The organism is Citrobacter sp. XT1-2-2, from assembly GCF_023516235.1.
Classification (GTDB): domain Bacteria; phylum Pseudomonadota; class Gammaproteobacteria; order Enterobacterales; family Enterobacteriaceae; genus Citrobacter; species Citrobacter werkmanii.
This window is the reverse complement of record NZ_CP097324.1, coordinates 1,367,903-1,392,655: the sequence shown is the minus strand read 5'-3', so window position 1 is coordinate 1,392,655 and position 24,753 is coordinate 1,367,903. Positions and strand designations below refer to the sequence as shown.

General features: G+C 54.7%; 16 protein-coding genes. 2 read left to right on the top strand and 14 right to left on the bottom strand.

What is annotated here, in order from left to right:
• Window positions 1-216: 216 nt before the first annotated feature.
• Window positions 217-1,794: a glutamine-hydrolyzing GMP synthase gene (gene guaA / locus M4I31_RS06630; protein WP_038642595.1), complete on the bottom strand. Its 1,578-nt coding sequence runs from the start codon at window positions 1,792-1,794 to the stop codon at window positions 217-219.
• A 69-nt stretch (window positions 1,795-1,863) separates the two neighbouring features.
• On the bottom strand, window positions 1,864-3,330 hold the full coding sequence (guaB, locus tag M4I31_RS06625; RefSeq protein ID WP_038642597.1) for an IMP dehydrogenase: 1,467 nt from the start codon (window positions 3,328-3,330) through the stop codon (window positions 1,864-1,866).
• A gap of 160 nt (window positions 3,331-3,490) precedes the next feature.
• Between guaB and xseA the strand changes: the two genes are divergently transcribed.
• Window positions 3,491-4,864, top strand: coding sequence for an exodeoxyribonuclease VII large subunit (xseA, locus tag M4I31_RS06620; protein WP_085049327.1), 1,374 nt, complete (start codon window positions 3,491-3,493; stop codon window positions 4,862-4,864).
• Here the strand turns inward: xseA and M4I31_RS06615 are convergent.
• The 12 genes from M4I31_RS06615 to M4I31_RS06560 form a co-directional block, all read right to left on the bottom strand.
• Entirely contained in the window at window positions 4,861-5,076 is a 216-nt protein-coding gene (locus M4I31_RS06615; protein WP_085049326.1) for a zinc ribbon domain-containing protein, read from the bottom strand. The genes xseA and M4I31_RS06615 overlap by 4 nt on opposite strands.
• 139 nt (window positions 5,077-5,215) lie before the next feature.
• Complete coding sequence (locus tag M4I31_RS06610) at window positions 5,216-6,757, bottom strand: peptide MFS transporter (protein WP_250856862.1); 1,542 nt, start codon at window positions 6,755-6,757, stop codon at window positions 5,216-5,218.
• A gap of 299 nt (window positions 6,758-7,056) precedes the next feature.
• Window positions 7,057-8,529 (bottom strand): ribosome biogenesis GTPase Der, encoded by a 1,473-nt coding sequence (der, locus tag M4I31_RS06605; protein ID WP_038642605.1) that lies wholly within the window; start codon window positions 8,527-8,529, stop codon window positions 7,057-7,059.
• 117 nt (window positions 8,530-8,646) lie between these two features.
• On the bottom strand, window positions 8,647-9,825 hold the full coding sequence (bamB, locus tag M4I31_RS06600; RefSeq protein WP_069324460.1) for an outer membrane protein assembly factor BamB: 1,179 nt from the start codon (window positions 9,823-9,825) through the stop codon (window positions 8,647-8,649).
• Window positions 9,826-9,835: 10 nt separating this feature from the next.
• A complete protein-coding gene (locus M4I31_RS06595) occupies window positions 9,836-10,456 on the bottom strand; it encodes a YfgM family protein (RefSeq protein ID WP_038642608.1) in 621 nt (206 codons plus the stop codon).
• 13 nt (window positions 10,457-10,469) lie between these two features.
• On the bottom strand, window positions 10,470-11,744 hold the full coding sequence (hisS, locus tag M4I31_RS06590; protein ID WP_069324459.1) for a histidine--tRNA ligase: 1,275 nt from the start codon (window positions 11,742-11,744) through the stop codon (window positions 10,470-10,472).
• 110 nt (window positions 11,745-11,854) lie between these two features.
• On the bottom strand, window positions 11,855-12,973 hold the full coding sequence (ispG, locus tag M4I31_RS06585) for a flavodoxin-dependent (E)-4-hydroxy-3-methylbut-2-enyl-diphosphate synthase (protein ID WP_016154000.1): 1,119 nt from the start codon (window positions 12,971-12,973) through the stop codon (window positions 11,855-11,857).
• 26 nt (window positions 12,974-12,999) lie between these two features.
• Complete coding sequence (gene rodZ / locus M4I31_RS06580; RefSeq protein ID WP_085049325.1) at window positions 13,000-13,989, bottom strand: cytoskeleton protein RodZ; 990 nt, start codon at window positions 13,987-13,989, stop codon at window positions 13,000-13,002.
• A 285-nt stretch (window positions 13,990-14,274) separates the two neighbouring features.
• Window positions 14,275-15,441, bottom strand: coding sequence for a bifunctional tRNA (adenosine(37)-C2)-methyltransferase TrmG/ribosomal RNA large subunit methyltransferase RlmN (locus M4I31_RS06575; protein ID WP_085049324.1), 1,167 nt, complete (start codon window positions 15,439-15,441; stop codon window positions 14,275-14,277).
• Window positions 15,442-15,691: 250 nt separating this feature from the next.
• A complete protein-coding gene (ndk, locus tag M4I31_RS06570) occupies window positions 15,692-16,123 on the bottom strand; it encodes a nucleoside-diphosphate kinase (RefSeq protein WP_003037710.1) in 432 nt (143 codons plus the stop codon).
• Between the two features lie 149 nt (window positions 16,124-16,272).
• Window positions 16,273-18,585, bottom strand: coding sequence for a peptidoglycan glycosyltransferase PbpC (pbpC, locus tag M4I31_RS06565; protein ID WP_085049323.1), 2,313 nt, complete (start codon window positions 18,583-18,585; stop codon window positions 16,273-16,275).
• Entirely contained in the window at window positions 18,586-23,520 is a 4,935-nt protein-coding gene (locus M4I31_RS06560) for an alpha-2-macroglobulin (RefSeq protein ID WP_085049322.1), read from the bottom strand.
• 206 nt (window positions 23,521-23,726) lie between these two features.
• Between M4I31_RS06560 and sseA the strand changes: the two genes are divergently transcribed.
• Complete coding sequence (sseA, locus tag M4I31_RS06555) at window positions 23,727-24,578, top strand: 3-mercaptopyruvate sulfurtransferase (protein WP_085049321.1); 852 nt, start codon at window positions 23,727-23,729, stop codon at window positions 24,576-24,578.
• Window positions 24,579-24,753: the final 175 nt, after the last annotated feature.

Sequence of the window (24,753 nt, the reverse complement as noted above, 5' to 3'; positions counted from 1 at the left end):
GACATAGAGTCCCCGAAGTAATCAATATGGATATTCATTATTATTAAATGATTTTCTTTATGACTCGACCTGGTTCGACGATTACGTCAAATTTACCGTCAGGAACTGTGCGCCGCATAGAAAACTCATGAATGTACACAAATAAAAACCCCCTGTAAAAACAGAGGGTTGATTGCATTTTTACCTGTTCATGAAAACTCAGGAAAGGTTATCGGCTTATTCCCACTCAATCGTGGCTGGCGGCTTACCGCTAATGTCATACACCACGCGAGAAATGCCGTTCACTTCGTTGATGATGCGGTTAGAGACGCGGCCTAAGAAGTCATACGGCAGGTGCGCCCAGTGTGCGGTCATAAAGTCGATAGTTTCGACCGCGCGCAGAGAGACAACCCAGTCATATTTACGGCCATCGCCCATCACGCCAACGGAACGTACCGGCAGGAACACGGTAAACGCCTGGCTGACTTTGTTGTACAGGTCAGCTTTGTGCAGCTCTTCAATGAAGATAGCGTCCGCACGACGCAGCAGGTCGCAGTACTCTTTCTTCACTTCACCCAGCACACGAACGCCGAGACCTGGGCCCGGGAACGGGTGACGGTAGAGCATGTCGTACGGCAGGCCCAATTCCAGACCGATTTTGCGCACTTCGTCTTTGAACAGCTCACGCAGCGGCTCAACCAGCCCCATCTTCATCTCTTTCGGCAGGCCGCCCACGTTGTGGTGAGATTTGATGACGTGTGCTTTACCGGTCGCGGAAGCGGCAGATTCGATTACGTCAGGATAGATAGTCCCCTGCGCCAGCCACTTCACATCTTCCAGCTTCAGCGCTTCTTCGTCGAATACTTCAACGAACACACGGCCGATGATCTTACGTTTAGCTTCCGGATCGTTCTCGCCTTTCAGCGCTTCCAGGAAGCGCGATTCGCCTTCCACGTGAACAATGTTCAGACCAAAGTGGTCGCCGAACATGTCCATCACCTGCTGGGCTTCGTTAAGACGCAGCAGACCGTTGTCTACGAACACGCAGGTCAGGTTTTTACCGATTGCGCGGTGCAGCAGCATCGCGGTGACGGAAGAATCCACGCCGCCGGAAAGACCGAGGATCACTTTGTCGTCGCCAACCTGCTCGCGAATACGGACAACGGCATCGTCGATGATTTTCGCCGGAGTCCACAGCGCTTCACACTGGCAGATATCGCGTACGAAACGCTCCAGCATGCGCATACCCTGACGGGTGTGGGTTACTTCCGGGTGGAACTGCACGCCGTAGAAGCGTTTTTCTTCGTGCGCCATAATGGCGAACGGGCAGGTCTCGGTGCTGGCAACGGTGACGAAACCTTCCGGGATCGCGGTTACTTTGTCGCCGTGACTCATCCATACGTCGAGCAGCGGTTTGCCGTCGGCGGTCAGAGAATCTTCGATACCGCGAATCAGCGCGCTGTCGGTCTGTACCTCAACCTGGGCGTAGCCGAATTCACGCTCGTTAGAACCTTCAACGTGGCCGCCCAGCTGCATTGCCATGGTCTGCATACCGTAGCAGACGCCGAAGACCGGCACACCGGCGTTGAAGACATACTCAGGCGCACGCGGGCTGTTTGCTTCGGTGGTGCTTTCCGGGCCACCGGAGAGGATGATGCCGCTCGGGTTGAACTCACGGATTTGTGCTTCAGTAACATCCCATGCCCACAGTTCACAGTAGACGCCCAGTTCACGTACGCGACGTGCAACCAGTTGGGTGTACTGCGATCCGAAATCGAGGATGAGAATGCGATGTTTATGAATATTGTCTGTCATTTGACGATAATTCCGAGGCAAGTGAAACAATAACAAAACGCCCGGTTTAAAACCGGGCGCGGAAACTTATCAGGAGCCCAAGCGGTAGTTCGGGGACTCTTTGGTAATGGTCACGTCGTGAACGTGGCTTTCCTGGATACCCGCACCGCTGATACGCACGAATTCAGCCTTCGTACGCAGCAGGTCGATGGTACCACAACCGGTCAGACCCATACAGGAACGCAAGCCACCCATCTGCTGGTGAATGATCTCTTTCAGGCGGCCTTTATACGCTACGCGGCCTTCGATACCTTCCGGCACCAGTTTGTCAGCGGCGTTGTCGCTCTGGAAGTAACGGTCGGAGGAACCTTTGGACATCGCGCCCAGGGAGCCCATACCGCGGTAGGATTTGTAAGAACGGCCCTGATACAGTTCGATTTCGCCCGGAGACTCTTCGGTACCCGCCAGCATAGAGCCAACCATGACGGCAGCGGCGCCAGCGGCAATCGCTTTAGCGATGTCGCCGGAGAAACGGATACCGCCGTCGGCGATAACTGGAATACCGGTACCTTCCAGCGCTTCAACCGCGTCAGAAACGGCAGTGATCTGCGGAACGCCCACGCCAGTGACGATACGGGTAGTACAGATGGAGCCAGGGCCGATACCGACTTTCACCGCGCTGCAACCAGCTTCGGCGAGTGCGCGAGCGCCAGCGCCAGTGGCGACGTTACCGCCGATGATTTGCAGGTCAGGATATTTAGCACGGGTTTCACGGATACGTTGCAGCACGCCTTCAGAGTGACCGTGAGAGGAATCGATCAACAGTACGTCAACGCCGGCAGCAACCAGCGCGTCAACACGTTCTTCGTTACCTGCACCTGCGCCTACAGCCGCGCCGACACGCAGACGACCATGCTCGTCTTTACATGAGTTCGGTTTACGTTCTGCTTTCTGGAAATCTTTAACGGTGATCATGCCGAGCAGGTGGAAGCTGTCATCAACAACCAGCGCTTTCTCAACGCGCTTCTCGTGCATTTTGGCCAGTACGACATCACGCGCTTCACCTTCACGAACGGTCACCAGGCGCTCTTTCGGCGTCATGTATACGCTAACCGGCTGGTTCAGGTCAGTCACAAAGCGCACGTCACGACCGGTGATGATGCCAACCAGTTCGTTGTCTTCAGTCACTACCGGGTAACCCGCAAAACCGTTACGTTCAGTCAGTTCTTTCACTTCACGCAGGGTGGTGGTTGGCAGCACTGTCTGCGGGTCGGTTACCACGCCAGATTCGTGTTTTTTCACGCGGCGGACTTCTTCAGCCTGGCGCTCGATAGACATGTTCTTGTGGATAAAACCGATGCCGCCTTCCTGTGCCAGGGCAATAGCCAGGCGCGCTTCCGTCACGGTATCCATTGCTGCGGAGAGCATAGGAATGTTCAGGCGAATCGTTTTGGTCAGCTGAGTGCTAAGGTCAGCCGTGTTCGGCAGAACGGTAGAATGAGCGGGAACGAGGAGGACGTCGTCAAACGTCAGGGCTTCTTTTGCGATACGTAGCATGGGCAATATCTCACCTGGGAGGTTATTAAATATTGCCGCGGCATTATACAGAGCGTAACCGATTGCATCCACACTTTTTTGCAAAAAAACCTTGCGCTCCTCTGTGAGCATGTTACTTTCGACTGAATAACCTGCTGATTTAGAATTTGATCCCGCTCACATGTTATCCTCTCAGACCGCCTCAATTTTTACCGTAAGCCGCCTGAATCAGACGGTTCGTCTGCTGCTTGAGCAGGAGATGGGACAAGTGTGGATCAGCGGCGAAATATCGAATTTCACCCAGCCCTCTTCCGGCCACTGGTACTTCACCTTAAAAGACGATAACGCCCAGGTGCGCTGCGCGATGTTCCGCAACAGCAACCGCCGGGTGACGTTCCGTCCGCAGCACGGTCAGCAGGTACTGGTACGCGCCAACATCACGCTGTACGAACCGCGCGGCGATTACCAGATAATTGTTGAGAGCATGCAGCCCGCGGGCGAAGGGCTATTACAGCAGAAGTATGAACAGCTGAAAGCCAAACTGCAGGCGGAAGGGTTGTTCGATCAGCAATATAAGCAACCGCTGCCCTCCCCGGCCCACTGTGTCGGAGTGATTACCTCGAAAACCGGCGCGGCGCTGCACGATATTCTCCACGTTCTTAAACGCCGCGATCCGTCGCTGCCGGTAGTTATCTACCCTACCGCGGTACAGGGCGACGACGCGCCGGGGCAAATCGTTCGCGCCATTGAACTGGCAAACGCGCGCGGCGAGTGCGACGTGTTAATCGTCGGGCGCGGCGGCGGCTCGCTGGAAGATTTATGGAGTTTTAACGACGAACGCGTGGCGCGCGCAATATTTGCCAGCCGCATTCCAGTGGTTAGCGCCGTCGGCCACGAAACCGACGTCACGATCGCCGATTTTGTCGGCGACCTGCGCGCGCCGACGCCGTCGGCGGCGGCGGAAATCGTCAGCCGTAACCAGCAAGAGCTGCTGCGTCAGGTGCAATCTGCCCAGCAGCGTCTGGGCATGGCGATGGATTACTACCTCGCCAACCGCACCCGTCGTTTCACGCAGCTTTTCCACCGCCTCCAGCAGCAGCACCCGCAGTTGCGTCTGGCGCGCCAGCAAACTTCTCTGGAACGGCTGCGTCAGCGCATGAGCAGCGCGCTGGAAAACCAAATAAAGCAGGCGAATCAGCGCCAGCAACGTATGCTGCAGCGACTGAATCAACAAAATCCACAGCCCCGCATTTATCGCGCACAAGCCCGTATTCAGCAGTTGGAATATCGTCTGATGGAGAATGTACGCACACGTATAAGCGAACAGCGAGAGCGTTTCGGCAACGCGGTTACTCATCTCGAAGCGGTCAGTCCGCTGGCGACGCTGGCGCGCGGCTACAGCGTTTCTACCACCACGGGCGGCGGCGTACTGAAACAGATCAAACAGGTCAGCGCAGGCGATGTCATCACCACCCGACTAGCAGATGGCTGGGTGGAAAGCGAAGTGAGGGGCGTAACGGCGGCGAAAAAAACGCGGAAGAAAAAGCCGGTTTAAACCGGCACATACTCCACGCGTTTTTTCGAAATCAGCCCATGGCCATGCTGACAGAAATAATCCACCGTGCCACAAGCCTTGAGTACTTCGAGTGGTTGATGGCACTCTGGGCAACGTGCTTCCAGTTGAAAATCTTTTTGGCAACTCTCACAGCGCGCCGCACCGTTTTGTGGCTCCAGTTCAGCGTGGCAATCCGGACAAATGATAGACATTGCAACTCCAGTACAGGGATCGATTCTTGCGTTGAGTTTAACACGCTGCGCTAAATGTCGCCCAGGTCCAACAAAACGTCATACCTCATCAATTGAATGACCGGGGCATAGTTTCTGCCCCGGCATAATCGAGGTGTTATCAGGCGCTGGTTGCCGGTTTAGTTTGCGTATTTTCCAGCATGCGACGAATGGGAACAATAAGGACAATCAGGATCGCGGCGCAGATCAGCAGCGCAATCGAGCAGCGAGCGAAGAGATCCGGCAGCATATCCAGTTGGTCAGCCTTCACATGACCGCCAATCAGACTTGCGGCCAGGTTACCCAGCGCACTGGCACAAAACCACAGGCCCATCATTTGCCCACGCATTCTTTCCGGTGCCAGCAGCGTCATGGTCGCCAGACCGATCGGGCTCAGACACAACTCGCCAAGCGTCAGCATCAGGATACTGCCTACCAGCCAGAATGGAGAAACGCCCGCCCCGCCGTTGCTGAGAACGTTTTGCGCCGCCAGCATCATCAGGCCAAAGCCTGCCGCCGCACACAAAATACCGATAACGAACTTAGTGATGCTGCTCGGGCGAATGTTCATACTCGCCAGCTTCGGCCACGCCCAACTAAATACCGGCGCCAGCAGGATGATAAACAGGGCGTTTATCGACTGGAACCAGACCGCCGGAATTTCAAAATCACCGATCATACGGTTAGTGTAGTCGTTGGCGAACAGGTTGAACGAGGTGGGTTTTTGCTCAAACGCCGACCAGAAGAATGCGGCGGAAACCAGCAGGATAAAGCAAACCAGCAGTCTGGCGCGCTCTTTGCGATTCAGGCCGGCAAAGATGAACAGGTAGATAAAGTAGAGCGCAACAGAGGCGGCAATCACGTACACCAGTATGCTGGCAACCGCGACCGGATTAATCACAATCACGCCCTGCGCAATCAGCGTAACGATAATCGCCACACCGACAGCCAGCGCGAGTAGCCATGCGCCCACACCGTTACGCTTCACTACCGGGCTGTTCCAGGTCGAGTCCAGTCCCACTTCGCTGTCGTAGCGTTTCATCGACGGAACGGCAAACACACGGAAGATGATTAACGCCACCAGCATCCCGATACCACCGATACCAAAGCCCCAATGCCAGCCATGGGTTTTAATCAACCAACCGGAGATCAAGGGGGCGATGAATGACCCCATATTGATGCCCATGTAAAACAGCGAGAAACCGCCATCACGACGCGCATCGCCTTTTTTATACAATGTGCCAACCATGACCGAAATACAGGTCTTAAACAGACCGGAACCGAGCACGATAAACATCAGGCCGATAAAGAACAGGTTATTACCCATAATGGCCGAAAGCGCAATCGACAGATGACCAAGCGCAATCAGGATGGAACCGTACCATACGGCTTTCTGTTGGCCGAGCCAGTTATCCGCCAGCCAACCACCAGGCAGCGCGGCGAGATACATCGTACCGGCAAAAATACCCACAATCGCCGAGGCGTTTTCACGCGCCAGCCCCATGCCGCCGTCATAGACGGTAGCCGCCATAAACAGGATCAGTAATGGGCGAATGCCATAAAACGAGAAACGCTCCCACATCTCTGTGAAGAACAGCGAGCCGAGCGGATAAGGATGGCCGAAGAAAGTTCGGCTTTCTTTTTGATTAACAGAGGATTGCATAATTCTCCCGAAAGTTATGTCGTCGTGCGTGTATACACCGCATGTACGCCAGCCAGTTACGTATCTGACCGATTTTTTACATGCGGCGAAAAGTTATTTAACCATTTGATAACCTAAGACTAGTTTTGTCTAGTACCAACCCCCGGACTTTAAGATGAAAACTCGACAAATGTCTACTTTCTTAGATTTAAACTTGGTAAAAAACGAATAGTGATTGACATCGCACGGTCAGAAGCTGGCGATGGAATACCGAAAAAAAACCCGCGACAAGCGCGGGTTTTTATCAACATCAGCAACGATTATTTGCTTTTTTTAATGTGCTTAATCAAACGTTTACGTTTACGCATCTGGGTCGGCGTCAGTGTATTACGTTTATTCGCAAACGGGTTTTCCCCTTCTTTGAACTGAATGCGGATCGGAGTCCCCATCACGTCCAGAGTTTTGCGGAAGTAGTTCATCAGATAGCGCTTATATGAATCCGGCAGATCTTTCACCTGATTGCCATGAATCACCACGATCGGCGGGTTATAACCACCGGCATGGGCATATTTCAGCTTCACGCGACGACCACGTACCAGCGGCGGCTGATGATCTTCTACCGCCATGGTCATGATACGCGTCAGCATCGCGGTACTAACGCGACGGGTGGAGCTGTCGTACGCTTCGCGGACCGATTCAAACAGATTACCGACACCGCTACCGTGCAGCGCAGAGATAAAGTGTACGCGCGCAAAATCAATAAAGCCCAGACGGAAGTCCAGCGTTTCCTTGACCTGCTCTTTCACTTCCTGCGTCAGGCCGTCCCATTTGTTGACGACAATAACAAGTGAGCGCCCACTATTGAGGATAAAGCCCAGCAGCGAGAGGTCCTGATCGGAAATACCTTCCCGCGCATCAATCACCAGCATGACCACGTTGGCATCTTCAATCGCCTGCAGCGTTTTGATGACTGAGAATTTTTCTACCGCTTCGGTAATTTTCCCGCGCTTACGCACGCCAGCGGTGTCGATCAGCACATATTCACGTTCGTCGCGTTGCATCGGAATATAAATGCTGTCACGCGTGGTCCCTGGCATGTCGTAAACCACCACGCGGTCTTCGCCGAGGATACGGTTAGTCAGTGTGGACTTACCTACGTTCGGACGCCCGACAATCGCCAGCTTGATCGGCAGATCCTGCGGGTTGAAGTCGTCTTCAGGCTCTTCTTCACCGTTTTCTTTGGCTTCCAGTTGCGCCCAATATTCCGCATCTTCATCGACTTCTTCCTGCGGTGCAACGTCATCCATCCACGGCAGCAGAACATGCTCCAGCAGGCTGAGAACGCCGCGACCATGGGAGGCAGCAATCGGATAAATTTCACCCAGACCCAGCGAGTAGAAATCAACAACCGCCTGATCGGGATCCAGTCCGTCCGTTTTGTTGGCCACCAGGAACGTCGGTTTCTGGCGTGAACGCAGATGTTTAGCAATGGCTTCATCCGCTGGCATCAGGCCAGCACGCGCATCCACCATAAACAGTACAACGTCCGCTTCTTCGATAGCCAACAGAGACTGTTCAGCCATGCGGGTTTCAACACCGTCTTCCGTACCATCAATACCGCCGGTATCAATACAGATAAACTCGCGGCCTTCAATTTCCGCACGACCGTACTTACGGTCACGAGTCAGACCCGGAAAATCCGCAACCAGCGCATCTCGGGTGCGAGTTAGACGGTTAAATAACGTGGATTTGCCAACGTTAGGGCGCCCGACAAGCGCGACCACAGGTACCATGTTTAAAGCCTCATTTAAAAAATCATCAGACAACGCGCACATTTTTGCGCCGTTGTTAAAAACAGTAAAACGGCCCCTGCACCAGGAGCCGTTTTTCAAAGCGAGCGGCCAGGACGATTAACGCGTAATGGAGTACAGCGTACCGTCTTTCGCCTGGATCAGCAGTTTACCATCCGCAGAGACTGGCTCGGTCAGGAAACCGGAGCTGTCGACTTTCTGCTGGGCAACAAAGCGACCATCTTCAACGTTAATCCAGTGCAGGTAGCCTTCGCTATCGCCCACAACCAAATTGCCGTTATACAATGCCGGAGACGTCAGCAGACGGTGCAACAGATCGCTTTGCGTCCACAGCGTCACGCCGCCGTCGGTAGTCAGCGCCAGGATGCGGTCGTTTTGATCGACCAGGTAGATACGGTTTCCATCGACGATGAAATCATTTACCGAGCCCAGTTCACGTTTCCACATAATCTGGCCACTGCGCAGATCCAGCGCGGTCAGGTTACCATTATAAGCCAGCGCGTAAACAACGCCATTGACGATAACCGGCGTGGTATCAACGTCACTCAGACGATCGATTTCCGTTGGGCCTGTCGCCTGAGAAATACGTTGCTGCCAAATCATCTGGCCCTGTTGCATCAGCACGGCGCTTACGCGACCGTTATCACCACCAACAATTGCTGCGCCAAAGGCCGTCGCAGGGGCAGATTCGCCACGCAGAGACAGGGATGGCATGTCGAGGTTAACGGTCCACTTGATGGCGCCGTCAGCTTCGTTCAACGCCTGCAATTGACCGTTGCTGGTGTGGATTAATACCATGCCATCGCTCACAACCGGACGGGACAGCGCTTCACCGGCAACTTTCGTTTGCCATGCGGTGGTACCGTCGCTGGTATTCAACGCATAAACCTGCGCTTTTTCACTGCCAATGTAAACATGACCACCGGACACGGTTACGCCGCCAGAAAGCTGTGCAGATGCACGGGAGAACCAACCGTCTTTCTCACCCAGATTAACAGACCACACTTCTTTGCCGTCGTCTGCGTTCAACGCTTTCACGACACCTGCGCGATCGGCTGCATAGACAACGTTATCCGCCAGCGCAGGATGAAGATTGGAATAGAAATCACCAATACCGTTGCCCACGGAAGTGCTCCAGTCCGTAGACGGAGTAAACTGGTTTTCAACCACCGGTAATGGGGACATCTTAACGACATCTTCTTCGCCACTAAACAGTGAACAGCCGCTCAATAGGGTAACGGAAAGCAGCCCTGGCAGAAGTAATTTACGCAATTGCATCGGGTCCCTCTCAGATGGACAAATTATTGATTTTCATCTGCATCATTTCGCTCAGAGCAGGAGAGGCATCGCTTTTCACACCCGCTTCCCATGCGCTACGCGCACCTTGTTTGTCGCCCTTGCTCAGCAACGCTTCACCGCGCAGATCGGCAACAATGGCCGTCCACCCTTCACCTTTAATGGTGTCGAGTGTTTTCAGCGCGGTATCAGCCTGTTTAAGCTGCACCTGAACACGAGCCAGACGCAGGTTAATCACCGCTTTGAGATTCTCATCGCTGGTTGCAGCCAGGCCTTGTTGCAGCTGGCTTGCAGCTTTCTCAAGTTCATTTTGGTCAACAAACTGCTGCGCAAGTTCCAGTGAAGCTAACGCGCCGTAGGTATTTTTATTCTCTGCTGCAAATTTCTCTGCCGCAGGAATGCTATCCGCTTTACCCGCGCTAACCGCGGTCACCGTATTTTGGTATGCCAGAGAAGCAGAGCGTGCGGACTCCGTCTGATGGCTGGTCCAGTAACGCCAGCCAACCAGTGCGCCAACCCCTAAAATTATCCCAACCGCCAGCGCTTTGCCGTTTTCGGCAAAGAAGCGTTTTACCGCATCAACCTGGTCGTGTTCGTTCTCGTAAATTTCCACGCTGTCCTTCTCCTTAGCCCAGTAGAGTGCGCAAATGCGCGGCAACGCCATCCTGCGCTACTGCCGTTTGCTCACCAGAGCGCAAATCCTTCACTACAACAGTACCGTCAGCCACTTCGGACTCACCCAGTACCAGTGCAACGCGGGCGCCCCACTTATCGGCACGGGCAAACTGTTTCTTAAAGTTGCCGCCGCCGTGGTTGGTCATCAGTTTCACACCAGGAACTTCATCACGCAGACGTTCCGCAAGCCGCATTGCCGCCGACTGTGTGTCTGTGCCTGAAGCAACCAGGTATATATCGACAACAGGGGAGGCAATAAATTCCGGATTCACTGCCTGAACTAACAAAACAAGGCGTTCCAGGCCCATGGCGAAGCCCACAGCTGGCGTTGCGCGACCGCCCAGTTGCTCGACCAGACCGTCGTAACGACCACCGGCGCACACGGTACCCTGCGAGCCCAGACTGCTGGTAACCCACTCAAATACGGTGCGGTTGTAGTAATCAAGACCACGAACCAAACGCTGATTAACGGTGTAGGCAATCCCTGCGGATTCCAGTAGTTTGCACAGACCCGCGAAATGCTCGCGAGAGTCGTCATCGAGATAATCACCCAGCGCAGGTGCGTCGTTGAGCAGCGCCTGCACTTCTGGGTTTTTGGAGTCAAGCACGCGCAGCGGGTTGGTGTACATGCGACGCTTGCAGTCTTCGTCCAGTTTCTCTTTATGCTGTTCCAGATAGGCGACCAGCGCATCACGGTAGTTAGCACGGGCTTCAAGCGAACCAATTGAGTTCAGCTCCAGGCTAACATGTTGAGAAATACCCAGCGCGCGCCACCAGCGAGCGGTCAGCATAATCAGTTCAGCATCAATGTCCGGCCCCTGCAGGCCAAACACTTCGACACCCAACTGATGGAACTGACGATAGCGTCCTTTCTGCGGACGTTCGTGGCGGAACATCGGCCCGATATACCACAGACGCTGTTCCTGATTGTACAGGAGACCATGTTCAATGCCGGCGCGTACGCAGCCCGCAGTCCCTTCAGGACGCAGAGTCAGGCTGTCGCCATTTCTGTCCTCAAAGGTATACATCTCTTTTTCAACCACGTCGGTAACTTCACCGATCGCGCGTTTGAATAACGGGGTCTGCTCTACAATCGGCAAGCGGATTTCACTGTAACCGTAGCTACCGAGCACGTTTTTGAGTGTGCCTTCAATGCGCTGCCAGATGGCGGTTTCGCCAGGCAGATAATCGTTCATGCCGCGAATGGCTTGAATGTTTTTTGCCACGTTTATTCTCTTTATGAATATAAAAATGAACCCTCAGCGCTAACCCGAACAATGCGGGCGCCATGCGGGTTCAATCATACACGGGAAGCACGCCGCTTCCCATCACGTTGTTATTTTTCAAGCTGCTGCACGTCGATACGGCGCGCTTCGTCCAGGATACTCGCTTTAGCGCGAATACGGGCTTCAAGCTGTGTGATCATATCGTCGTTGTCGAGTCGGTCCTTACGCACACCGTCTTCGTACAGGCCGCTTTTCTTGTTACCGCCCGTCACGCCAAGCGTAGAAACCAGCGCTTCGCCAGGACCATTTACCACACAGCCGATGATCGAAACATCCATTGGCGTAATGATATCTTCCAGGCGTTGCTCCAACGCGTTAACCGTACCGATAACGTCGAATTCCTGACGTGAGCAGGTTGGACAAGCGATGAAATTGATCCCGCGCGCGCGAATGCGCAGCGATTTCAGAATATCGAAGCCCACTTTGATCTCTTCCACCGGATCGGCAGCCAGAGAAACACGCAGCGTATCGCCGATCCCTTCTGATAGCAGCAATCCTAAACCGATCGCGGATTTCACCGCCCCGCTACGTGCGCCACCGGCTTCGGTGATCCCCAGATGCAGCGGTTGATCGATCTGTTTCGCCAGCAGGCGATAGGATTCTACGGCGAGGAAAACGTCAGAGGCTTTAACGCTGACTTTGAATTGATCGAAGTTCAAACGATCGAGGTGATCCACATGACGCATAGCGGATTCCAGCAGCGCCTGCGGCGTCGGTTCACCGTATTTTTCCTGCAGATCTTTTTCCAGCGATCCGGCGTTTACACCGATGCGGATAGGAATATTTTTATCACGAGCGCAGTCTACTACCATACGGATGCGCTCTTCATTACCGATATTGCCTGGGTTGATACGCAGACAGTCAACGCCGTATTCCGCCACTTTCAGCGCGATACGGTAGTCGAAGTGAATATCGGCAACCAGCGGGACATTAACCTGCTGTTTGATAAGCTTGAACGCTTCTGCAGCATCCATTGTCGGTACAGAGACACGAACAATATCTGCGCCTACGCGTTCCAGCGCTTTGATCTGATTAACCGTCGCTTCCACGTCAGTGGTGCGCGTATTGGTCATAGACTGTACGGCGATGGGCGCGCCATCGCCGATCGGCACGTTCCCAACGTAAATGCGTGTCGATTTTCTACGTTGAATTGGAGCCTGGTTATGCATTAAAAAATCTCCCGCATTGCCGTCTGTTACTGAGCCGGTGATTGTTCGGCATTAACGGTCAGACGTGCAACCTGGTTAGTTCTGATAAAACGACTCAGATCGACAGGTTTACCCTGGAACTGAATCTGCACTGCCGCCGGAGCGCCAATTTTCAGTTTGTACGGCGCCTGACCGGTCAAATTCAGATTACCGTCTTTACGCTGCATACCGCTGAACAATTTTTTACCGGTTGCATCGGTTACTTCCAACCAGCAATCGGCGGTAAAGTTCATTACCAGTGCGTTAGGATCGGCTGCTGGGGTACTTACACCCGCCTGGTCAGTCGGCAGCGGGGCCGCATTTGTTGGCGCTGCGGTTGCGGTATCGACATTGGCCTGAGACGGCGCTACAACAGCATTCTGTTGCGCATCCGCGGCTGGCGCCGGGGTTGCCGGAGCATCCGTCGATGGCGCGGCGTCCGCCACTGCGCCATCATCTGCAGTCGGCGTCGTCTCCTGACCTGCTGCGGCGCTGGTATCTAACGGTACATTCTGCGCAGTGTCTTTACCGGCATTCAGCTCAGCAGAAGATTGATCGGCCATGGTGCTGATCTCTTCCTGCTGCGCTTTATGGTTCTGCCACCACCAGGCGCCTGTCAGTCCGACAACGACAAACAGCACCAGCCAGGTGAAGGTCATTAACCAGCCATCGCGCTTTTTACGACGCTTACCGAGCGAGAAGCTCTGCATCGGCGCGACTTTAGCAGGGCGAACTGGAGCCTGTTTTTCCAGCCCTGGCAACAGTTCTTCTTCAGGAATATGCACCAGACGCGCATAAGAACGGATGTACCCACGCAGGAATGTTGAAGCGAGATCGGCTGGTGCCTTATCTTCTTCAATATCGCGTACCGTGGAGACCTTCAGGCACAGTCGTTCCGCGACTGCCTGTTGGCTGAATCCGAGTTGTTCACGGGCATTGCGCAGACGAACGCCGGTGGAGAGTGCTTCATTTTTGTCGTGCGTGGCTTCAGTATTCATTCGCTACAGCTGCGTAAATTTGGGTTCTGGCGCCGGCGAGTCACAATGCTCACCCACACCGCGAAACATCTGGTCAGTTAACCTTCGTCAGACAGTATAAAACGGTCAGACTACCAATGACAAAAAAGCGTAAACCTGAGGGTTAAACTCTTGTTGCGCCGTTACATACTGCCTTAAAGTCGACAAAAACGCACCGTTATTATTGACCTGACGACAACAACCAAAGAACCTCACCTGGCTTACATTGCACTACGGTACAAGAATTATACCGTAGTGCGCTCGACATCAAACGGTTTTGATGTCGATAGCATCACCCTGCATACGCTTGCGCAGAGTACGCTTGGTACGGTCGATAACGTCGCCTGCCAATTGGCCGCAGGCTGCATCGATGTCATCGCCACGTGTTTTACGCACGATGGTGGTGAAACCATAGCTCATCAACACTTTGGAGAAACGATCGATACGGCTGTTAGAGCTACGACCATACGGTGCGCCAGGGAACGGGTTCCACGGGATCAGGTTGATCTTACACGGCGTATCTTTCAGCAGTTCAGCCAGTTGATGCGCGTGTTCGGTACCGTCATTGATGTGATCCAACATGACATACTCAATGGTCACACGACCCTGGTTGGCGTTGGATTTCTCCAGATAACGACGCACTGCCCCGAGGAACGTTTCGATATTGTACTTTTTGTTGATAGGCACAATTTCGTCACGAATTTCATCGTTCGGCGCATGCAGAGAGATCGCCAGCGCAACGTCAATCATATCGCCCAGCTTATCCAACGCAGGTACAACCCCTGAGGTGGAAAGCGTAACGCGACGCTTGGACAGCCCGAAACCGAAGTCATCCAGCATGATTTCCATCGCCGGCACCACGTTAGTCAGGTTGAGCAACGGCTCGCCCATCCCCATCATCACCACGTTGGTGATAGGACGAACACCCGTTGCTTTTACCGCACCGACGATTTTCGCCGCACGCCAAACCTGACCAATGATTTCCGACACTCGCAGGTTACGGTTAAATCCCTGTTGCGCCGTAGAGCAGAATTTACACTCTAATGCACAACCAACCTGTGAAGAAACACACAGGGTCGCGCGATCGTCTTCCGGAATATAAACGGTTTCAACGCGCTGATCGCCAACCGCGATAGCCCATTTGATCGTGCCGTCAGAGGAACGCTGCTCTTCCACCACTTCCGGGGCGCGAATTTCAGCGACTTCTTTCAGCTTGTTACGCAGCACCTTATTGATGTCAGTCATGTCATCAAAGTTGTCGCTGCAATAGTGGTACATCCACTTCATGACCTGATCGGCACGAAACGGCTTTTCGCCCATTTCTTTGAAGAATTCGCGCATTTGCGGACGGTTCAGATCCAGCAGGTTAATTTTTCCATTTTTATTTGGAACCGCAGGAATGACGACTTCAGAGGTGTTAACTAATTCAGACATAATTTTTTCCGGCCTCGTTGTTACACGTTGTGGCCCGTGGAGGGTTAAAAAGAAACGCCCCGGCAAGCGGTCTGCTCTTCCGGGGCGTTGCATTGTACAAAGTCTGGCGCAGGGATGCCACGTTTGCACGAAGCATTAGCGAAAATAATATGTAAAGAAAGAACGTAGGCCTGATAATACGCCTCGCGTCGCCATCAGGCAAAGCAGAGCCGGATGCGCAAACGCTTATCCGGCCTACAGGACGAGCTTATTAGCGCGTACGCGGGCAAACCTCGCCCTCACCGAAGAAATAGGCGATTTCGCGAGCGGCAGATTCAACGGAATCAGAACCGTGAGTCCCGTTTTCGGTGAAGCTGTCAGCGTAGTCGGCACGCAGGGTACCGGCCAGCGCGTTCGCCGGGTTGGTAGCGCCCAGCAGATCGCGATGACGCTGTACGGCGTTTTCGCTTTCCAGAACGGAAACAACGATCGGACCGGAGGTCATGAATTCAACCAGACCGTCAAAGAACGGTTTGCCGTCGTGCTCAGCATAAAAGCCACGCGCCTGCTCAACGGTCAGGTGCAGCATTTTAGTCCCTACAATCTTGAACCCTGCAGCTTCAAAGCGCGCAAAGATGCTCCCAATAACGTTTTTTGCCACCGCGTTTGGTTTAATGATGGAAAAAGTACGTTCAATAGCCATTGATAACCTCTGTAATATGTTCTGTTGTTGTCTATATAGATGTACGACCTGGCGCGGATTATAAAGAGCATCCCGGCAATTGACTATTGATGAAGGTAACATTTCTTTAAAATAAGATGAGTTTTAGCAACAAATACTCACCAACTGGTCTACTGCACCGAAAATCTCACCGTCGCCACCTGTCCGGCGTCATCCATCACCAGCAGTTGGTAATCCCCTTTGACCGTCAGACGTAGCGTCAGCTGACGCCCGCGCTCGTCCAGACGTTGTCCGTTAAGAAACCACCAGCGATCGCCTGTTCCACCGCTGGTTTGCACCGGCAATGAAGCCTCTGGAGAACCAGGTAAACGCTTCACAATCGCGCCATCGCGCAGACCTGTCAACTGCAACGGTAACCCGGGATCCTGCCCCAACGGCGGACATGTGGCAGAAACAGGCGGTAATCTCGCCCCACGGCGCTCTGATTCCGGCAGCCATGGTTCAAGCGGCAAGGGCCAGACGATAAGCGTCTGTTCGCGCGCCTGCGGGCAATCCGCCGCCACGCGTTTGCCCCCTCCGTCCAGCCAGACAGGGAAACGAATGCCGTTAACGCCTTCCTGCTCAGGTAATAACAGTGTTGGCGGCTGACTGCCATCCAGTAGCCAGGTTGCCAGACGGCGGCGACAGTTACTGTCTCCAGCCGCAAGAGATTGCCCGCCCGGCCAACATACCACGCCGCGGCTAACGGATTCAGGGCGGGGGTCTTCCGGCTGATTCGTCCCGCGAGAGAGCAGCAGATTGTTGACCTGATTGAGCACAGGTACGGCGCTGGCAAAGCCAAACTGCCCCACCACCGGCGTACCGTCGGGCCTGCCGGTCCAGATGCCAATCACATAACGGGCGTTAATCCCAATCGCCCACGCATCGCGATAGCCATAGCTGGTGCCCGTTTTCCACGCAAGAGGAACCACTCTGCTCAGTGCGTTATCCGGTAGCGGTTGTGCTTCGTCAGCCATAATCCGGCGAATAATCCACGCCGCGCCTGCCGACATCAGCGGACGCTCCAGTAGCGGGTCTGCCGGCTGCAGACGCAATTTACCCGCCTTCCCGTGGCGGGCAAAGGCGCTATACGCCGCCGCCATATCATCAAGCCTTGCCCCCGCCCCGCCTAAAATCAGCGACAGATTCGGCGCAGCCCCTGCGGGCAGATATAGCGGTAAACCGACGTTACGTAACGATGCGGCAAAACGCTTCGGGCCATAGGCTTCCAGAACCTGGACCGCAGGTAAATTCAGCGAACGTACCAGCGCCTCGCTCATACTTACCGGTCCGTGAAAACCACTGTCAAAATTCCCCGGTCGATAATCACCGGTTCGCCGTGGTACATCCTGCAACAACGAAGCGGGATGAATTAATCCGTCATCCAGAGCCAGACCATAGATAAACGGCTTCAGCACCGATCCCGGCGAGCGGATCGCATTCACCATATCCACATGACCAAAGCGGGAGTCATCATTCATATCCACTGACCCCACCCAGCCACGCACGCTCATATCGGTGTGATCGACCACAATCATCGCCAGCGAACTGCGCGCCGGCAATCGCCCTTTCCAGTTTTGCGCCAGCTCTTCGAGTTGCCGCTGCAACCCGGCGTCAAGGGTAGTCACGATTTTATCGCTGCGGCTTTTTCCCAGCATCATGCGCGAAAATAACGGCGCTAACTGCGGCATCTGCCTGGGGGCCAGCCAGACCGGCTCTTCGCGTGACTCCTGCACCTGTTTTGCGGACCAAATGCCCTGAATTGCCATACGTTCGAGCACTTTATTACGCGCCGCTTCAGCGCGCTCCGGCCAACGGTCCGGACGCAGACGGCTCGGCGCCTGTGGCAGCACAGCCAGCAATGCTGCATCGGAGTAGCTCAGTTGTGCAGGCGATTTGCCAAGATAGGCCCAGCTCGCTGCGCCCACGCCTTGCAGCGTGCCGCCAAACGGCGCACGGTTAAGATACAGCGTCAGAATGTCGCGCTTGGACAGATGCCATTCCAGTTGCAACGCGCGCCAGAGCTGGCGAAACTTGCCGCCAAAGGTGCGCGGGTGGGGATCGAGTAAACGCGCCACCTGCATGGTGAGCGTACTGCCGCCCGAGACGACACGCCCTGAGGAGAGGTCCTGCCATGCGGCGCGCAGCACTGAAAATGGATTGACTCCGGGGTGTTTCCAGAACCAGCGGTCTTCGTAATTGATTAAGGCCTGAAGGTAGCGGGGGGATACCTCATCAATCGTCACCGGATAACGCCAGATACCGTCCGTGTCGGCGAAGCGCCAGAGAGGCGTACCATCGTGCGCCACCACGACACGCGCGGGATCCACCTCATGAAGCGGCAGCGGCCAGATTTTGTCTGCCGCCCAAATCGCCATCACAAACACTAGCGCAACGGCTGCCAGCCAGAGCCCGCAGCCGCGTTTACCCAACCCGCGCATCATTTATGGTCTGACAATCAAAAGCCCCTCTGCCGCACTGGTTGCCCGCCACTGCGGAACATACATTGATTCCACCTGCGGGACGGGAACCTGATACGTTCCCGGTGTTACTGCTCTCGCCAGATAGACCAGCGTAACCGGCTGTCCTTCATTGACCGCCACCGCAGCGACAAAGCGATCGTCACGGAACTCAATATGCTGGATATCCGCCTGCTGCATCTGATTGAGCAGGTTCGCCACTTCGCTACCGCTATCCTGCAGACTGGCGCTGCCGTTCGCCAGATTTTGGTTTTCCAGCTCCAGTCCGGCAGGCAGTAAGTCGACGACCAGCGCATCCGGCACGTTCTGGCTGGCTTTAACGTCCAGCCAGACCAGCACCAGTTCGCCGCTGCGCAGAGAATCCAGTGATTTGCTGCTCCCGTCGAGTCCCAGGATCTGACGTTCAATATGCAGGACGTTGCTGGCAGGCGTCGGTGCGGTTTGCGGATAACCACTGACATCCAGACGCAGCCACAGCGGCAGATTACCGGTATTCGTGACGCTCAGCGTGGACAGCTCGTCGGCATCCAGATTCCGGGTTTGCGATTTATCACCTGCTAACGGCTGTTCAGAGAGTGATGTTTGCGCCTGCCACGTGCCAGGTAAATCCTGTAACGTACGCGCGGCAAGGAACAACGCATTATTTTCCTGAGTAGAGAGCCAGCGCTGACCAAAGGCCTGTTCTGACAATGTGTTCAGCAACGTATTCTGCTCTTCAGGTTTGAGCTTGTTCTCTTCCAGCAATGCCAGCATCAGCGCGTTGTCGCGTAGCTGACTGCCGTAATCCGCCATCCACTGTTGTGCATCGCGACGCGGAGTATTCAGCGCCAACGTAAGCGCCTGTTCACTGCGATTAGCATCGCCCATGTTTTTCAGCGCGATCCCCAGTTGCAACAGCGGCAAACCAGAAGCCGCCTGAGCGCGGCGCTCCCAGATTTCACGCAGTGCGCCAAGCGGGGCTTTTTGCTGACGAGCCAACACCAGCGCGGCATAGGCCTGTACAGCAAACCGGCTTGCAGACGAGTCATCGGTATAACGAATCGACATCATCCCCGGATCCTGCAAATAACGCAGCAGCCGCTCGTTCCCCCGGTTAATCACCTCAACCGGGACGCTGTAGCCTTGTTCGTTCGCGCGGACGAGGAAATCCATTACGTACGCGGTCAGCCAGTACTCTTCCGGCCCGTTCTTATCCCACAGCGCAAAACCGCCGTTATCGCGCTGCATTTGCAGTAAACGGGAAATGCCAATCTCTACTGCCGCACGGCGTTTTTCATCACTGTCGCCCGCGATACCTAATGCCTTCAGTTGCGCGGCATTGGTGTATAAAGAGGGGAACAACCCGCTCGCCGTTTGCTCAAGACAACCGTAAGGGTAAGCTTTCAGTTCACGGATGTAGCGCGCCAGATTCAGCGGCGGCTTACCGCTGAACAGCAATTGTCCCTGCATTGTCACAGGAGAGAAATTAGCCAACTCTTCGCCTGGCAGCTGCCAGGTTGCCCCCGGCTGGAGCGCAACGCCATTATTGACAGTTTGCGCGGGAAACGCCGGGCGCACGCCAATCTTCCACTGTTTGTGCTGCACAGGCAGCGTCTCCCCTGGCAGAGACAGACCGCTAATCTGCGCCTGAATTTCCCCCTCGCCAAAGCCTTCCCGCGCGCGCACCGGAATAAACAGCGTAGTCCGTACGCCTGGCGCCAGATTCACAGGCGCAAGATCTTGCCCTATCAGTTCCAGTAAACCGCTGGCCGCGAGGTTAATATTCAGCGTCTGTGGTTTATCGGTCAGGTTGGTCACGTCCAGCGTCAGGCGCGAAGTATCTCCCCCGGCCAAAAAGCGCGGCATGTTCAGTTCAGCAATCACCGGCGCGGCGACAATCACTTTGCTTTCGCTGCTGCCAAAGTCATCCGCCGTCCAGGCCTGCGCCATGACCCGCAGCTCGCCGTTGAAATCACCAATCGGTAACGTCACCGTACCTTCGCCCTGCTCGTTAAGCGTGACCGGTAACGCCTGTTGCGCCACGATATTGACGTGATTAACCGGAGGCTTACCGCCACGCTTTAACTCATCGCCATCGCCACCAAAGCGCAGCGCCGCCAGACGACCTTGCCCTTCGATGACCTGACCGTAGATATCATAAATATCCGCACCATAGCGTTTTTGCCCGAAAAACGCCTGCCAGGGGTCGGGCGTAACGTAATCAGTGATGTTCAACACCCCGCTATCAACGGCAGAGACCAGTACGTTAACCTGTTTTGGCACGTCGCCATTTTTAACGCTGGCTTTGATCTTGACGGTTAACGGCTGATTTGGGCGTATTTTCGCCGGACTTTCCAGCACCAGTCCCAGACGACGATTTTCATCGCCCAGTGGTAAATGCAGCAACCCAACCGCCCGTTTTGGCGTCGCCGAACGGGATTTGTCGCCAGGACGAACCACCAGCGCACTGAGATACAAATCGTGGCGATTCCAGGTTTTATCGACTGGAATAGTGAGGTCCAGACCATTCGCAGGCACGTCTATTTCTTGCCACCACAACGGTCCTGCGCTGGATTCTACCATCGCATAACCTTTGCCAGCCGCGGGGGCGGCAATATGCAACTTCATGGTATCGCCAGGACGATAGCCGGGTTTATCCAGTTTCAGGGTCACACGATCGGGGCGAACAGAGCCGCTGCCGTCGCTATTATCCTGCCAGCTATAACCCGCCCAGAAGCGCACGCTGCTCACCGCATCATTCGGCGCTTTTACTTCCAGACGATAGGCGCCCCACTCAACCGGGAAGCTCACTTTACCGGTTTCATCGGCCTTAAGATCCAGAGTCTGCTCACCTTCGATCAGATCTTTTTGATCAAACTGCGATTGCCAGCCCTCGCCTTCAGTCCAGTTCCAGTAATAATCACGACGTTCGCGGATCAAACGCACCTGCAAGCCGGACACCGCTTTTTTATTGCCTTGCGCATCGGCATAAACGATATCGAAAGCAGCATTGCTGTCTTCATCGACGATAGGCTGATTCACCGTGGTGTCAGTGCGATAATCATAAACAGCTTTCGCCGCAAACTGCGGTCGAATCCCCGGCAGCGTATCCGTAGGCCAGATGGCTTGTTCAACCCGACGCGTCACCGGGCGGCCACCCGACTCCAGCAGGCTGGCTTGCAACACCACCTGTAACGGGGAATGCGTCTCCTGCCACTGGCTGTTGGCGGTCACTTCACCGCGACCGTGATCGTCCAGCGTGAGCTGAACTTCATCGAGACTGCGGGAAAGGTTTTCTTCGGCAATATTACCAAACTGAAACCCCGGCAGTGTCTGCACCGCTTCGCGTAACGGGCGCAGGAAAAGCTGGCCTTGCAGAGCGTTGCCGTTGGCGGGCGCGCCGTACAGGTAGTAACCCACCACCGAGAATTTCACTTCATCAGTTGGCGCTACCGGCATTTTGCTGGCGGTGAGATTGAGCGCCATCCGCTCTGGCATAAAATCTTCAACGTGGAAATCCCACATCCGCGACTGGTTGTCGCCAGTATTGGCGCGAATATGCCACATACCGGTCGGCGCGCTGCTATCCAGCGGCCAGCTAAAGCGGTACAGACCGTTCTCCGGCTGGCTGACAACCGAGCGTAAAACCTGTCCGTCGGGCTTGACCACTTCCAGCTTCACCGGCTGGTCGGGCAACGTTTTACCGTCGCTGTCACGTAGTAATCCATTGAGGATCACCGTTTCACCGGGGCGATAGAGATCGCGCGGACCAAACATAAAGAACTGTTTGCTGTATCCCGGTGCGCCGGCAATATCAAACTCAGCCAGATCCAATGCCGGAAGTTTCAGGTCAAGCAGCGTAGTCTGCCCGTCTTTGCGGGCCAGCAATAAGGCAGCTTCTTTATCAGTCTTAAGCTGTACATGCCCCTGCGCGTCACTGGTGGCTTGCGCCAGCGTCTGCCCTTTTTCGTTGAGTAATGTGACGTCAATGCCCTGCTGCGCTGCGCCGTTTTCCAGACTCTGCGTAAAGATATCCAGTTGATTATGGTAACGATGCGCTGACACACCAATATCGCTGAGCGTAAACAGCGTCGCGGCATTACTGTAGTTGTATTTTCCGGCCTGATTCATCACCGCGATGTAAACACCAGCCTGCTGCAACGGTTTGATTTCGCTCAGCGGCAGCAACAGCTTTTCGCGAGTGTTGCGCGCAGGGTTGAGGTCAAAGCGTCCGGTATAGACCAGTTCCGCCATTTTCAGCAGATTATCGGATTCCCAGTTCGACAACGAATTGCGGTATTCCCACTGGCTGACAAACGCGCCGAGCGACTCTGGCTTCACGCGATAAAAATTCACATCCACACTGTTAACGTTGAGCGCCATCACCGGCAGCCCTTCAATCACTTTTCCCGGCAGTAGCGAACCGCGACTGGCGAACCCTACGCTCGGCTGGACGTCACGTGTGGTGATATTTTTTTCATAATCGATACCAAACGTCGCTTTATTCAGCGCCAGTAAATCACGCTCAATGGTAACCACCAGTTCCCGGTTAGGTTCGAGGTGCCGTAAGCGTAGCTCTTTCAGGTTTGGCGCCAGCTCCCAGGCACCATCGACTTTGCCGCTTTTTTTATCGACAACGTGCACTACGCGGGAAAAATCCTGTTCCGGATCGAGGGGAATGGAGAAGGTCAACACGAGCGTTGCCGCGCCGTCGAGCTGGACCTCTGAGGCATCTAACAGCGTCAGCGACTTGCCCTGACTTTGTTGCATCAGCTTCTCTAACTGGGTCTTGTCTTTTGCGGGCGCAGTCTGCGGAGCAGGTGCATCCGGCTTCGCAGCCGTCGTCGATTTTTCGTTATTATTATCACACCCGACAAGTGCCAGCATCAGCATGCAGGCCGCTACGCGTAAATGTTTCATTTTTCATCCCTGGCCGTAGTGGCCCGTTAGCTACGTAGAACAACTATTATGCGTTAGTTTTCAGGCTGTGGAAGCCAGTAAATGAACAACGTTGTCCTAATTTTCGTGATTAATGTGGATTCGCCTGACAAATCAGCCTCTTTTACTTGTCGCTTTGCACTAAACGTCCGACAATTTGCCAAAACCTGGTAAAAATGGAGATGCCTATGACCACCGCCTTCTTTGTCGCTGCCGACTGGCTTGCCGAACACATTGACGACCCGGAAATACAAATCCTTGATGCCCGGATGGCACCTCCAGGTCAGGAAGATCGCGATGTTGGCGAGGAGTATCGCGCAGGTCATATTCCTGGCGCCGTTTTTTTTGATATTGAAGCGCTTTCCGACCATACCTCGCCCTTGCCGCACATGATGCCGCGCCCGGAAGCCTTCGCTGTCGCGATGCGCGAATTGGGTGTTCATCAGGATAAACATCTGGTTGTCTACGATGACGGCAATCTGTTTTCGGCGCCGCGCGCATGGTGGATGCTGCGGACTTTTGGCGTCGAGAATGTCTCCATTCTGGCGGGCGGTCTTGCTGGCTGGCAGCGCGATGAGCTCATGCTGCAGGAAGGAAACGAGGAGTTACCCGAAGGCGAATTTAACGTCGCATTTACGCCTGAAGCCGTGGTGCGCGTCACCGATGTGCTGCTGGCAAGTCATGAAAAAACGGCGCAGATCGTCGATGCCCGCCCGGCTGCGCGTTTTAATGCCGAAGTTGACGAGCCGCGTCCAGGCCTGAAGCGTGGTCATGTACCCGGTGCGCTTAACGTTCCGTGGACAGAGCTGGTTCGTGACGGCGAACTCAAAACTACCGATGAGCTGGATGCTATTTTCTTCAGCCACGGCGTGAGCTTTGACCGCCCCATTATCGCCAGCTGCGGCTCCGGCGTAACGGCTGCCGTGGTGGTACTGGCGCTTGCCACGCTGGATGTTTCGAACGTCGCACTGTATGACGGGGCGTGGAGCGAATGGGGAGCGCGCAACGATTTACCGGTAGAACCATCTGAGGCTAAATAAAATCTGATTTACTCATCTTTTTCGCCCACAAAAAAACCGCCCAAATGAGCGGTTTTTTTGTGCCAGTCCGGTTCGCGGCCTTTCCAGCAGGCTATGTCACCATAGCAATGCAAGCGCGTCTCAGCAAACAAATACTCCCTTTTAAGGGAGCGAAAGTCAAGTTGATTAGCAGGGA